Origin of the sequence: Micromonospora sp. NBRC 101691, from assembly GCF_030269285.1 — a bacterium.
In the GTDB taxonomy this organism is placed as follows: domain Bacteria; phylum Actinomycetota; class Actinomycetes; order Mycobacteriales; family Micromonosporaceae; genus Micromonospora; species Micromonospora echinospora.
This window is the reverse complement of record NZ_BSTB01000027.1, coordinates 1-12,948: the sequence shown is the minus strand read 5'-3', so window position 1 is coordinate 12,948 and position 12,948 is coordinate 1. Positions and strand designations below refer to the sequence as shown.

Here is a 12,948-nt window from a genome sequence, read left to right as displayed (position 1 = left end):
TCGACGGAGTGTCCGCCATCCTGCGGCCGAGGTCGCGGACGGTGTCCGGACCCTGGCCCGGGCGGGCCGGAGGTGGGGCCCGAACGGGCCAACGTGACCGGGCCGGGTGTCCCGCGATCGCGGCCCCGGGCACGGCCGCACGCTGAGTAGTGGTACTCATGCGGTACGGAACGGACCTACGCGACCCTGTCCGCATGCCCTTCCGCCGCTGCCGACACCGTTCCCGGGTCGGCGATGCCGCAGCGAACCACCAGCCGTCTCCCGAGGTCACCTCCTCCAACCTCCGGCGGGGCGGTCGGCTGGGGTCGACGCGGCAGGGACACGCCCTGGCCGCCGGGATGCTGGTCCTCGCCGGGGTTCTTCCGGCGTGCGGCGGCCCGGCCGACCCGTCCGAACGAACCGCCGAAGCCGAGGCGAGCGCCCGGGAAGTGGCGGACCAGATCGTCACCGACCTGAGGACACCGACCGTCGTGCGCACCCGTACGGCCGACGACATCGGCCGGACCCTGACAGCCCGCTCCGACGCCAGCCTCGTCGCGGTCTCCGGCGTGGACACCGCCCACCCCGACGGGGTGACCGCCGTACTGCTCGTCACCGGTTCGGGCACCGACGGCGCATGGCTGGAACCGGAGTGGGTCACGGAGGACTACTGCTTCGCGTTGCGCTTCACCGCGACGTCCGTGACGTCCCCGCGTATCGTCCCCTGCCCCTCGCCCACCGTCAGGCCGACCTTCCCACCGGCCCCCGAGCCGAAGGTGCCGTCGCTGGGCGAGCTGCGCGCGGCCCTCGCCACGACCACCCCGGACGAGCCCGCCGTCCGGGCGGCGCTCGCCCGGCTCCCGCTCGACCCCACGGTCCGGGTCGACGTGACCGCCCAGGACGCGGTGGTGGGTGTGGCGTTGCGCCATCCAGCCGGCGGATCCGGTGGGTACGGATGCCTCCTCGCGCGTGTCCGCGCCGGAGCGGTGGAGGTGTGGCAACCGAGCGAGGTTCAACTGGTGCCCGGCGAGTTGGCCTGCCGGGCGACGGAGAGCCTCGCCGGACACGGCAGACAACCGCCCAGCTGACGGGGCCGCGCCGTAGCCGCCGCGATCAGGAAGCGGAAAACGCGGAGGCGGAACCGCGCCGGCTTCCCCTAGGCTCGCTCGGATGAGCCCACCGGTGCGTTACCGATCCGAGGAGGAGGACAGCGGCCGCTGGCTCGCTTTCCCGTTCCGGCCCGGCGACATCGTCATCAGCACCCGGTCGAAGAGCGGCACCACCTGGATGCAGATGATCTGCGCGCTCCTGGTCTTCCAGACCGCCGAGCTATCCACCCCGCTCGTACGGCTCTCCCCCTGGCTCGACTGGCTGGTCGCCCCCCAGCAGGAGGTGTTCGACCAGCTCGCCGCCCAGCGGCACCGGCGCTTCGTCAAGACACACACCCCGCTCGACGGGCTGCCGATCGTGCCCCACGTGTCGTACGTCGTGGTGGCCCGGCATCCGCTGGACATGGCGGTGTCCCTCTACCACCAGAGCGCGAACATCGACCGGGAGCGACTGCGCCAGCTCACCGGGGAACCGCCACCCGCCGACACGCGGCCGGCTCCGGCACCGCCTCCGCTGCACGACTGGCTGGTGCGCTGGACGGAGAGCGACCGGGACCCCCGGGAGGCGATGGACTCGCTGCCCGGCGTTCTCTGGCACCTGACCGACGCGTGGCGACGCCGGCAGGAACCGAACGTGCTGCTGGTGCACTACGACGACCTGCTGACCGACCTGGATGGACAGATGCGGCGCGTCGCCGCCTGGCTGGGCATCGAGGTGCCGGCCGAACGGTGGGCGACCCTGGTGGAGGCGGCCACGTTCGGGGCGATGCGCGAACGGGCCCAGGTCCTGGTGCCCGACGCCGCCGGAGTGTTGAAGGACCGGCAGGCGTTCTTCCGGCAGGGCCGCTCCGGCGCGGGACCAGCACTGCTCAGCGCCGAGGAACTCCGCCGCTACCACCGGCGGACGGCCGAGCTGGCCCCACCGGACCTCCTGACCTGGCTGCACCGGGGACGGTAGCCCGACCTGCTGCACGCCGAACCGAAGCCCCGGATGGTGGTGGAGCCACCACGGCGGCCGGACAACCGTTACCGCACGCGGTTGTGGCATCCCAGACGTACGACACGCCGGACGGATCACACCTCAGGTAGCCATGAGAACAACGCCCACGGATCCACCCCACCACCGACCTCCAGAAGGGACACGGGTCCGGAAACGGTCGTCGGGCTTTCGGTGGGTGTCGGTCGAGCGGGTAGGAGAGGACAGGACATGGAACAAGGCACCCGCGCCGAGTTGCTCGGCCGCCTGGCTGAGGCAGTCGGGTCCGTCGCAGTCGCACACCCGACGCGGGTCGCCGTCGACGGACCGCCTGCCGCCGGCAAGACCACCCTCGCGGACGAGTTGGCCGTCGTCCTGCGCGAACAGGGCCGCCACGTCGTCCGCGCCACGATCGACGATTTCCTCTTTCCCCGGGCGCGGCGATACCCACGCGGTGAGTACTCGGCCGAAGGCTGCTACTTCGACGCCCACGACCACGACGCGTTGAACCGGGTTCTGCTCGACCCGCTCGGCCCGGACGGAGATCGGCGCTTCCAGCACGCGGTCTACGACCGCACCACGGACACCGCGTCGTCCCCACCGGTCACGACTGTCCCCGCCGACGCCGTGCTGCTCTTCGACGGCGTCTTCCTCATGCGTCCGGAGCTGATCGATCGGTGGGACCTTCGCATCTTCGTGTCGACCGCGCTCGCGGAGACCGTGGATCGTGCCGTGATCCGGGAGCGCCGGGTGTCATCACGGGCCGACGTCGAACGGCGCTGGCGCGAGCGTTACATCCCCGCCCAACAGTTCTACTTCGCCACGGTGCGCCCGACTGATCACGTCGACATCGTCGTGCACAACGACGAACCCCAGCAGCCGGTCTGGGAGACCAGGATCTGCCGTCCTTGAAGGCCGCACCCCGCCTGACGGATCAGCCGCCGCAAGCGACCGGCTCCCCGGTCCGGTCACTCGACAGGCACGGAACTGTCGGACACAGCCGACCCGGGCAGGGCGACGGCGTCACTTGGCGTTGAAGTAGTTCGCCTCCGGGTGGTGCACCACGATCGCGTCGGTGGCCTGCTCCGGCTCCAACTGGAACTCCTCCGACAGCCGCACCCCGATCCGGTCCGCCCCGAGCAGATCCACGATCTTCGCCCGGTCCTCCAGGTCCGGGCAGGCCGGATAGCCGAACGCGTACCGGCAGCCCCGGTAGTCGGTGCGCAGCAGACCGGCCAGGTCCGTCGGATCGTCGTCGGCGACGGTACGCCCCGACGGCAGCGTCAGCTCGGACCGGACCCGGCGGTGCCAGTACTCGGCCAACGCCTCGGTGAGCTGCACGGAGAGCCCGTGCACCTCCAGGTAGTCGCGGTACTCGTTACGGGCGAACATCTTCGCCGCGTACTCGCTGACCGGCTGGCCCACGGTGACCAGCTGCAACGCCACCACGTCCAACTGCTCGCCCCGGGGCCGGAAGAAGTCGGCCAGGCAGAGCCGCCGCTCCTGACGCTGCCGGGGGAAGGAGAACCGGGCCCGCTCGCTGTTCCCGTTCTCGTCCAGCACCACCAGGTCGTTGCCCTCGGAGTACGCCGGGAAGTAGCCGTACACCACCGCCGCCTCGAGGACCTTGTCGGCGGTCAGCCGGTCCAGCCAGTACCGCAGCCGGGGCCGCCCCTCGGTCTCCACCAACTCCTCGTACGAGGGTCCGTCGCCGCCCCGCGAACCGCGCAACCCCCACTGCCCGAGGAACGTCGCCCGCTCGTCCAACAGGGCCGCGTACTCGGCCAACGGCAGACCCTTGACCACCCGGGTGCCGAAGAACGGCGGCGTGGGCACGTCCACGTCGGTCGCCACATCGGAACGGACCGAGGCGTCGTCCAGCTCCGGCAGCGACTCGTTGACGATCGCCCGCTGCCGCTCCCGCCGCGCCCGCCGGGCCGCCAGCGCCGCCTCCCGCTCCGGGTCCACCACCGGCGCGCCACCACGCTTCGCCGCCATCACCCGGTCCATCAGGCTCAGCCCCTCGAACGCGTCCCGCGCGTAGTGCACCTCGCCCGGGAAGAGCGCCCGCAGGTCGTCCTCGACGTACGCGCGGGTCAGCGCCGCGCCGCCCAACAGCACCGGCCACCGCTCGGCGACGCCACGGGTGGCCATCTCGCCGAGGTTCTCCTTCATGATGACCGTGCTCTTGACCAGCAGCCCGGACATCCCGATCGCGTCCGCCCGGTGCTGCTCGGCGGCCTCCAGGATCGCGTTGATCGGCTGCTTGATGCCGATGTTCACGACCTCGTAGCCGTTGTTCGACAGGATGATGTCGACCAGGTTCTTGCCGATGTCGTGCACGTCGCCCTTGACCGTGGCCAGCACGATCCGGCCCTTGCCGCCGTCGTCGGCCTTCTCCATGTGCGGTTCGAGGTACGCCACCGCGGTCTTCATCACCTCGGCGGACTGGAGCACGAACGGCAGCTGCATCTGGCCGGAGCCGAACAGCTCGCCGACCACCTTCATGCCGTCCAACAGGATGTCGTTGATGATCAGAAGGGGCGCCGTGCCGGCGGCCATCGCCGCCTCCAGGTCGGCCTCCAGGCCGTTGCGCTCACCGTCGATGATCCGCCGCTTGAGCCGCTCGTTCAGCGGCAGCGCGGCCAACTCCTCCGCCCGCGACGCCCGCGCCGAGGCCGCGTCCACCCCCTCGAAGAGGTCGATGAAGCGCTGGAGCGGGTCGTACCCCTCCCGACGGCGGTCGTAGACCATGTCGAGGGCGACCTCGCGGTGCTCGTCCGGGATCTTCGCCATCGGCAGGATCTTGCTGGCGTGCACGATCGCGCTGGTCAGCCCGGCCTGCACGCACTCGTGCAGGAAGACCGAGTTGAGCACCTGCCGGGCCGCCGCGTTCAGCCCGAACGAGACGTTCGAGATGCCCAGGGTGAAGTTGATCCCCGGGTACCGCCGGGCGATCTCCCGGATCGCCTCGATGGTCTCGATCGCGTCCCGGCGGGTCTCCTCCTGACCGGTGGAGATCGGGAAGGTCAGCGTGTCGACCATGATGTCCGGCAGCCGCATGCCCCAGCGACCCGTCAGGTCGTCGACGATGCGCGAGGCGATGCGGACCTTGTCCGCCGCCGTACGGGCCTGCCCCTCCTCGTCGATGCACATCACCACCACCGCGGCGCCGTGCTCCTTGATCACCGGCATCACCCGGCCGAACCGGGACTCCGGACCGTCGCCGTCCTCGTAGTTCACCGAGTTGACCACGCACCGGCCGCCGAGCATCTCCAGGCCCGCCTCGATGACCTGCGGCTCGGTCGAGTCCAGCATGATCGGCAGCGTGGAGGCGGTGGCGAAGCGCCCGGCCAGCTCCCGCATGTCCTGGGTGCCGTCCCGGCCGACGTAGTCCACACAGAGGTCGAGCAGGTGCGAACCGTCCCGGGCCTGCCCCCGGGCGACCTCCACACAGGACTGCCAGTCACCGGCGAGCATCGCCTCCCGGAACGCCTTGGACCCGTTGGCGTTGGTCCGCTCCCCCACCATCAGCACCGACGCGTCCTGCGCGAACGGCACGTGGTGGTAGATCGAGGAGACCCCCGGCTCCCGCACCGGCTCCCGGGACGCCGGACGGACACCGTGCAGACGCTCGGACACCACCCGGATGTGCTCCGGCGTGGTGCCGCAGCAGCCACCGATCAGCGAGACGCCGTACTCGGTGACGAACCGCTCCAACGCGTCGGCCAACTCCTCCGGGGTGAGCGGGTAGACCGCCCCGTCGGCGGTCAACTGCGGCAGGCCCGCGTTCGGCATCACCGACAGCGGCACCCGGGCGTGCTGGGAGAGGTAACGCAGGTGCTCGCTCATCTCCGCCGGGCCGGTGGCGCAGTTCAGCCCGATCAGGTCGATGCCCAGCGGCTCCAGGGCGGTCAACGCCGCGCCGATCTCGCTGCCCAGCAGCATCGTGCCGGTGGTCTCGACGGTGACGTGACAGATCAGCGGCACGGTCGTCCCGCCCTCGGCCATCGCCCGGCGCGACCCGACCACGGCCGCCTTGACCTGCAACAGGTCCTGGGAGGTCTCCACGAGCAGCGCGTCCGCGCCCCCGGCGATCAGGCCGGCGGCGTTCTCCTGGTACGCGTCGCGCAGGGTCGCGTACGCGGCGTGGCCGAGCGTCGGCAGCTTCGTGCCGGGCCCGATCGACCCGATCACGAACCGGGGACGTTCCGGAGTGCTCCACGCGTCGGCCGCCGCCCGGGCGATCCGCGCGCCGGCCTCGGAAAGCTCCCGGATCCGGTGCTGGATGTCGTACTCGCCGAGGTTCGCGAGGTTCGCGCCGAAGGTGTTGGTCTCGACGCAGTCACTCCCGGCGGCGAGGTAGGCCTCGTGGACCGACCGCACCACGTCGGGCCGGGTGACGTTGAGGATCTCGTTGCAGCCCTCGTAGCCCTCGAAGTCGTCGAGGGTCAGGTCGGCCGCCTGGAGCATCGTCCCCATCGCGCCGTCGGCGACGAGGATCCGGTCTGACAGCTCATTCAGCAACGAGGTCCGCACCCGTTCAGGTTAGTGCGGAAACTCGCGTCGTGGTGGAGCGGTACTCGCCGCTCCCACATTCTGCCCGGCCGTCGCCCGGGTTGCCCCGTTCCGCACCGGACACCGGCCGGTCCCGCCGTACCGGCGCGGTCGGTGCCGGCCACCGACCGGCGCGGCCGACGGGCCGCATGCGGCGCCGGGACGTAGGCTGGCGACGTGAGGGACAACAGGGACGCCGCCGCGCGGGGCCGCCACACCACCACGCGTGGTGCCGGCGCCGGCCGGGACGAGCAGGGTGAGGTGACGGCGTGACCGAGTTCGACGGGCTGCCGGTGCTGCGCTCTCCGGTGGCCATCGCCGCCTTCGAGGGCTGGAACGACGCCGCGGACGCCTCCACGGCCGCCGTGGAGCACCTGGAGCAGGTCTGGCAGGCCCGCCAGGTCACCGAGCTGGATCCGGAGGACTTCTACGACTTCCAGGTCAGCCGACCGACGATCACGATGGCCGACGGTGCCACCCGACGGGTCGAGTGGCCCACCACACGGTTCATGGTGGCCAGCCCGGAGGGGACCGACCGGGACGTGGTGCTGATCCGGGGCATCGAGCCGAGCATGCGCTGGCGCACCTTCTGCGAACAGGTGCTGGAGCTGTGCCACAGCCTGGAGGTCGAGCGGGTGGTGCTGCTCGGCGCGCTCCTGGCCGACGTGCCGTACACCCGGCCCCTGCCGATCAGCGGCAGCGCCTCGGACGCCGAGGCCGCCCAGCGCTACCAGCTCACCCCCACCCGGTACGACGGCCCGACCGGCATCGTCGGGGTGCTCCACGACGCGTGCACCCGCGCCGAGGTCGACGCGGTCTCGTTCTGGGTGCACGTGCCGCACTACGCCAACAACCCGCCCTGCCCGAAGGCCACCCTCGCGCTGCTGCACCGGGTCGAGGAGGTGCTCGACCTGCCGGTGCCGATGGCCGACCTGGCCGAGGAGGCCGCCGAGTGGGAGCAGCGGGTGCGCAGCGCCGCCGAGCAGGACGCCGAACTCGGTGAGTACGTCCGGGAGCTGGAGGAGCGGGTCGGCGACGCCGGCATCACCCCGCTGACCGGGGACGAGATCGCCCAGGAGTTCGAGAAGTACCTGCGTCGGCGGGGTGGTTCCGCCGGCCCGACCGCCGGCTCCTGGTAGGCCACAAGCTCCACCGGACCACTCGCCACGGGCCCGGGACGTCACGTCGACGTCCCGGGCCCGTGGCCGTTTGCTTCGGGCACAGGCGTGCCGGGGTGGCGGAGGACACACCCCGTAGGGCATCCTAGGAACCTAGCTGTTCGAGGCCGGGAGGAGCCGCGCCGTGCAGATCAACCCGGGAGCCGCCGAGTTCCCGCACCGCCAGATCGCCGACCAGCTCAAGGCGCGGGTCCGACGCGGGGACTGGGCACCCGGTGAACGGCTGCCGTCCATCCCGGCCATCGCCGAGATGTTCGGGGTGGCGAAGCAGACCGTCCAACGCGCCGTCGACCAGCTGCGGGTCGAGGGCGTCCTGATCACCAAACCCGGCTCGGGCACGTACGTCCGGGGCACCCGGCGGCGGCTCAACCGGCTCTCCCGGGGGCGCTACGGCGGCTTCCGGGGATACCACGCCGACCTGGCCGCCCGGTACCGCCAGCACCTGGTCACGGTGGGCCGTGCCCCCGCCCCACCCGAGGTGGCCGACGCCTTCGGTGTGCCGGACGGCACCGAACTGCTCGTCCGGCGGCACCTGGTCCGCACCGAGGACTCCCCGGTCGAGGTGGGGGCGTCCTGGTTCCTGCCGGCCGACACCACCGGCACCTCGCTGGAGCGGGCCGAGGCGTTCGGCCGCCCGCTCTACCAGGAGGCGGAGGAGGCCACCGGCCGGCGGTACGTCACCGCCGCCGACACGATCAGCGCGCGCCAGCCCAGCCGGGAGGAGGCGGAGACCCTCCAGATCCGGCCGGACACGCCGGTGCTGCACCTGCTGCACGTGGCGTACGACGCCGCGCGCAAGCCGATCGAGGTGGCCCAGGCGACCTGGCCGGGGCCGATGACCACGCTCACCGAGGAGTACCGGGTGCCCGGTCCGACGCCGGAGCCCGACCCCGACCCGGGCCTCGTCCTCGGCTGACCCGGGTCGAGGGAGCCGTCAGAGGCGGATGCCGAGCAGGGCGTCCACCGTCGCGGTGACCAGTGCCGGTGCGTCCGGGTCGTCCGCCGTGCCGGCCAACGTCTCCTCGGCCCACCGGTCGACCAGCGCCAACGCGCCCGGAGTGTCGAGGTCGTCGGCGAGGTGTCGGCGTACCCCGGCCAGCAGCGCCGCGCCGGACGGCCCGGCGGGGGCGGCGGCGGCCCGACGCCAGCGGGCCAGGCGCTCCCCGGCGGCGGCGAGCAGGTCGTCGGTCCAGGACCGGTCGCTACGGTAGTGCCCGGCCATCAGGGCGAGCCGCACCGCCATCGGGTCGACCCGGTCGGCCCGCAGCCGGGACACGAAGACCAGGTTCCCCCGGGACTTGGACATCTTCTCGCCGTCCAGGCCGATCATGCCGGCGTGCACGTAGTGGGTGGCGAACGGGGCCTGCCCGGTGAGCCGCTCGGCGTGCGCCGCCGAACACTCGTGGTGCGGGAAGATCAGGTCGTTGCCGCCGCCCTGGACGTCGATCCGGTCACCGAGCAGGTTCAACGCGATCACGGTGCACTCGATGTGCCAGCCGGGGCGCCCCGGGCCCAGCTCACCGCCGGGCCAGGACGGCTCCCCCGGCCGTTCGCCGCGCCAGAGCAGCGGGTCGAGGGGGTCCCGCTTGCCGGGCCGCTCGGGGTCGCCGCCGCGCTCCGGGAAGATCTCCAGCATCTCCTCGCGGGAGAGGTTGGACTCGTAGCCGAAGCGTCCGGTGGCGGCGACGTCGAAGTAGACGTCCCCGGTGCCGTCGTCGAGCCGGTACGCCGCGCCGTCCTTGAGCAGCACCAGCACCCGGTCGGCGATGTCCGGGATCGACTCGACCGCGCCGACGTAGTGCGCCGGCGGGATGATCCGCAGCGCCTCCATGTCCTCGCGGAACAGGGCCGTCTCCCGCATCGCCAGGACCTTCCAGTCCTCGCCGTCGCGCTCGGCCCGTTCCAACAGCGGATCGTCGATGTCGGTGACGTTCTGCACGTACGCGACCTCGCGGCCGGAGTCCCGCCACATCCGCTGGACGAGGTCGAACGTGATCATGGTGGCGGCGTGCCCGAGGTGGGTGGCGTCGTACGGCGTGATGCCGCAGACGTACATGGTCGCCGTGTCCTCCGGATCACTCCGGTGTGCACCACGACGCGCCGAGTCGAACAACGTCAGCGGCTCGCCCCTGCCCGGCAGCCGCGGCACCTCGTGCCCCGCCCATGACTCCATGCCGTCAGCCTAACGAGCGTTCCGACAGCGGCGAGGACCCGTGCTGGTGATCAACCCGACAGCCGCCGGTGGGATCGGGGCGCCGGGGTGCGGACGGCCTGCCGGCTCCGGGGTGACGCCGCAGGTCAGATGGGCGGCCAGGGCACCGCCGGCCAGTCCGGCGACGGCAGGGGGAACCGACCGGTGTCCCGCAACACCCCGATCCGGTCCGCCAGCCGGCGGATCTCGCTCAGCGTCAGGTGCGCGGCGAGTTCCTCGCCGAGCGGGCCGTCGACCTGACCGGCGAGCACGTCGAGCATCCGCGCCGCGTCCGCCGGAAGCTGCCGGCCGGACCAGCCCCAGAGGACCGTGCGCAGCTTCTCCTCCACGTGGAAGGTCACCCCGTGGTCCACGCCGTGGATCCGGTCGTCCGGGCCGACCAGTACGTGCCCGCCCTTGCGGTCGGCGTTGTTGAGCACCACGTCCAGCACGGCCAGCCGGGCCAGGCGCGGATCGTCGGCGTGCGCCAGGGCGTACGGCGTGCCGTCGTCGTCCCGGGCGGCGGCGATCGGGAACCAGCGGGGCGGCACCGCGTCCGTCGGCACGAACCCGACCAGCGGTTCGGCGTCGTCCGGCTCGTCGATCCAGAGCTGGCACGAGCCGGGGCCGAACGGGCCGTCCCGCAGCACCGTCGGGGGGACCAGGTCCCAGCCGGTGGCGCGGGAGACCAGGTAGGCGGCGACCTCCCGGTCGGCGAGCGTGCCGTCGGGGAAGTCCCAGAGCGGACGCTCGCCGCGGATCGGCTTGTAGACGCAGCGGACGGTCACCCCGTCCAGGGTGAGGGTGCCGCGCAGGGTCGTGTTGGAGGCGTCCACGAGCCGCCCCTCCAGGGCGAACTCACCCTCGCGGAGCAGCCGCAACGCGGCGTTCTCCTCCTCGGAGGGGCGAGTGTCCGACAACGTCACCGGTGGTAGCCGTTGTGCCGGGGACAGAGGTGACCGGCGGGGTCGAGGGGCTGGCCGCAGAGCGGGCAGGGCTGCCGGCCGGCGTTGACCACCCGGCGGGCCCGCTCGATGAACCGCCGGGTCTCCTGCGGGGTCAGCCGCACCCGGAGCCGGTCCAGGTCCTCGTCCGGCTCGGCCACGTCGTCGTCATCGTCCTCGTCGTCGTCCTCACCGAGCGCGACCTCGACCTCGGTCTCGCCCGCGGCGATCGCTTCGATCACCACGGTCGACGTGTCGACGTCGAACGCCAGGCCCAGGGTGCCGACCCGGAACTCCTCGTCGACCGGCGTGTCCAGGGGGTCGTTGTCGGTGGTGCCGGTGGCCGGCAGCTCGGGCAACTCGACGCCGAAGCGCCGCTGCGCCTCGGTGAGGAGTTCCTCCAGCTTCTCGGCCAGCAGGGAGACCTGGACCTTCTCCAGAGCGACGCTGACCACCCGGCCACCGCCGCGCGCCTGGAGGAAGAACGTCCGCTCCCCGGGCGGGCCCACGGTTCCAGCGACGAACCGCTCCGGCGGTTCGAAGGCGTGCACCTGGTGGGTCATACCCACGACCCTATCCGGCCGTCGGAACGGACGCGCACCCCACCGACGCAGAATCGTCGTCCCGGCCGCCGGGTGAGTGTCGTACGGTCCGGCCAGCCGATCGTCACCCGGCCGGGGACGGTCACCGGCCGGCTCCCGCGCCGCCGCCCACCGGGGCGTCCGAGTCCGCCGTCCGGGTCGTCCGGCGTCGCCGTTTCCGTGCCGGGGGAACCAGTCCGGCCAGGTCGCCGCCGGTGTCGTTGAGCCGCAGCAGGAACGGCCGGATCGGGGTGTACCGGATCGCGGTCACCGACGCGGGGTCGGCGACGATCCGCTGGAACAGGTCCAGGTGCACGCCGAGCGCGTCCGCCACGATGGCCTTGATCACATCGCCGTGGCTGCACGCCAGCCAGACCGCTGCCGGACCGTGCTCGGCGGTGAGCCGGGCGTCCCAGGAGCGCACCGCCGCGACCGCGCGGGCCGCCATCGCGGCCATCGCCTCTCCGCCGGGGAACACCACCGCGCTCGGGTGCTGCTGCACCACCGGCCAGAGGGGATCCTTCGCCAGCTTCTTGAGCGGCTGTCCCTCCCAGTCGCCGTAGCCGCACTCGATCAGCCCGTCCTCGACGACCGGGGTGGCCCCGGGCAGGGCCAGTTCCAGGGTCTGCCGGCAGCGGACCAGAGGGCTGGTCACCACGGCGGCCAACGGCAGGGCACGCAGCCGCTCGCCCACCGCACGAGCCTGGTTCCGACCCGTCTCGTCCAGTTCGACCGGTTGTCGACCGGCCAGTCCGCCGTCGGCGTTCGCCGTCGTCCGGCCGTGTCGCAGAAGCAGAAGGGTCGCCACGCGACCACCCTATGGCCTGACCCGACATTCCTCGCTCCCCGCCCGACCGCGCCCGGCCACCGGCGCGTCGCCGGTCGGCTCTGCGCCGCATGGGGTCGGTGTCCGGTTCCGAGGGTCCGTCCGGCCCGGCTGGGCCCGGGGCCGGCCGGAATGCCGGGCGGCCGGTGGTCGTTACACCCTCTGGACGACCGAGGTGGCAGCCCGCTGCTCCCCTGGCCGGGTGGCCGGGTGGAATGCCGGGCGGCCGGTGGTCGTTACATCTGGACCCGGCGTGGTGAGCCCCGCTCCCCGCCGAGGACCTCCGAACTTCTTCCTTCCCCCTTGGGCGCCCGACGGTGCTCGCACACCCCCCCCCGGGTGTGCCGACCCCTGAATGGAGCTCCCCCATGAACACGATGCTGCGTAGGACTGTTCTCGGTGTTGCTGGTCTGGCCTTCGCCGGTGGTGTGGTCGGTGGTCCGGTCGGCACCGCGCTGGACACGTCGGCTCAGGCCGCCCCGGCGACCCCGGTGGCGGTGGTGCAGGCGGAGAAGCCCGACACGGGCAAGTTGATGCCGCACGGTGAGCCGGGTTCGCAGTCGCGGATCCCGCTGAACGCCGAGCAGACCGCGAACGTGAAGGCCAT

At 72.4% G+C, this 12,948-nt stretch carries 10 protein-coding genes and 1 pseudogene; 6 read left to right on the top strand and 5 right to left on the bottom strand.

The annotated features are described in order from the left end of the window. Positions 1-194: 194 nt before the first annotated feature. The 3 genes from QSK20_RS29135 (at position 195) to QSK20_RS29125 (ending at position 2,976) form a co-directional block, all read left to right on the top strand. Complete coding sequence (locus tag QSK20_RS29135; RefSeq protein ID WP_285791819.1) at positions 195-1,067, top strand: hypothetical protein; 873 nt, start codon at positions 195-197, stop codon at positions 1,065-1,067. Positions 1,068-1,149: 82 nt separating this feature from the next. Further along, positions 1,150-2,046 carry a sulfotransferase domain-containing protein gene (locus QSK20_RS29130; RefSeq protein WP_285791818.1) on the top strand — a complete coding sequence of 299 codons (897 nt, stop codon included), beginning with the start codon at positions 1,150-1,152 and terminating at the stop codon, positions 2,044-2,046. A 249-nt stretch (positions 2,047-2,295) separates the two neighbouring features. After that, the gene (locus QSK20_RS29125) at positions 2,296-2,976 is read left to right on the top strand and encodes a nucleoside/nucleotide kinase family protein (RefSeq protein ID WP_285791817.1); all 681 of its coding nucleotides are present in this window, start codon (positions 2,296-2,298) and stop codon (positions 2,974-2,976) included. Between the two features lie 111 nt (positions 2,977-3,087). Here the strand turns inward: QSK20_RS29125 and metH are convergent, their stop codons facing one another. Next, on the bottom strand, positions 3,088-6,591 hold the full coding sequence (gene metH, locus QSK20_RS29120; RefSeq protein WP_502889065.1) for a methionine synthase: 3,504 nt from the start codon (positions 6,589-6,591) through the stop codon (positions 3,088-3,090). Between the two features lie 299 nt (positions 6,592-6,890). Here metH and QSK20_RS29115 point away from each other — a divergent pair, with 299 nt between their 5' ends. Beyond that, entirely contained in the window at positions 6,891-7,760 is an 870-nt protein-coding gene (locus tag QSK20_RS29115; RefSeq protein ID WP_088984690.1) for a PAC2 family protein, read from the top strand. Between the two features lie 163 nt (positions 7,761-7,923). After that, entirely contained in the window at positions 7,924-8,715 is a 792-nt protein-coding gene (locus QSK20_RS29110) for a GntR family transcriptional regulator (protein WP_285791815.1), read from the top strand. An 18-nt stretch (positions 8,716-8,733) separates the two neighbouring features. On the opposite strand, the gene mshC is transcribed toward QSK20_RS29110, so the two are convergent. The 4 genes from mshC to QSK20_RS29090 form a co-directional block, all read right to left on the bottom strand. Then, positions 8,734-9,972, bottom strand: coding sequence for a cysteine--1-D-myo-inosityl 2-amino-2-deoxy-alpha-D-glucopyranoside ligase (gene mshC, locus QSK20_RS29105; RefSeq protein WP_285791814.1), 1,239 nt, complete (start codon positions 9,970-9,972; stop codon positions 8,734-8,736). A 125-nt stretch (positions 9,973-10,097) separates the two neighbouring features. Next, positions 10,098-10,916, bottom strand: a complete 819-nt coding sequence (locus QSK20_RS29100; RefSeq protein ID WP_285791813.1) for an SCO1664 family protein — start codon at positions 10,914-10,916, stop codon at positions 10,098-10,100. After that, the gene (locus tag QSK20_RS29095; protein WP_285791812.1) at positions 10,913-11,497 is read right to left on the bottom strand and encodes a DUF3090 domain-containing protein; all 585 of its coding nucleotides are present in this window, start codon (positions 11,495-11,497) and stop codon (positions 10,913-10,915) included. Before QSK20_RS29095 ends, QSK20_RS29100 begins: the two co-directional genes overlap by 4 nt. 121 nt (positions 11,498-11,618) lie before the next feature. Beyond that, a complete protein-coding gene (locus QSK20_RS29090; RefSeq protein WP_285791811.1) occupies positions 11,619-12,323 on the bottom strand; it encodes a histidine phosphatase family protein in 705 nt (234 codons plus the stop codon). Positions 12,324-12,709: 386 nt separating this feature from the next. Between QSK20_RS29090 and QSK20_RS29085 the strand changes: the two are divergent. After that, a pseudogene (locus QSK20_RS29085) lies at positions 12,710-12,948 on the top strand (hypothetical protein); the annotation flags it as partial.

Coding starts and splice junctions, on each gene's coding strand:
- QSK20_RS29135 (WP_285791819.1), top strand. CDS start 195: ATGCCCTTCCGCCGCTGCCGACACCGTTCCCGGGTCGGCGATGCCGCA.
- QSK20_RS29130 (WP_285791818.1), top strand. CDS start 1,150: ATGAGCCCACCGGTGCGTTACCGATCCGAGGAGGAGGACAGCGGCCGC.
- QSK20_RS29125 (WP_285791817.1), top strand. CDS start 2,296: ATGGAACAAGGCACCCGCGCCGAGTTGCTCGGCCGCCTGGCTGAGGCA.
- mshC (WP_285791814.1), bottom strand. CDS start 9,972: ATGGAGTCATGGGCGGGGCACGAGGTGCCGCGGCTGCCGGGCAGGGGC.
- QSK20_RS29095 (WP_285791812.1), bottom strand. CDS start 11,497: ATGACCCACCAGGTGCACGCCTTCGAACCGCCGGAGCGGTTCGTCGCT.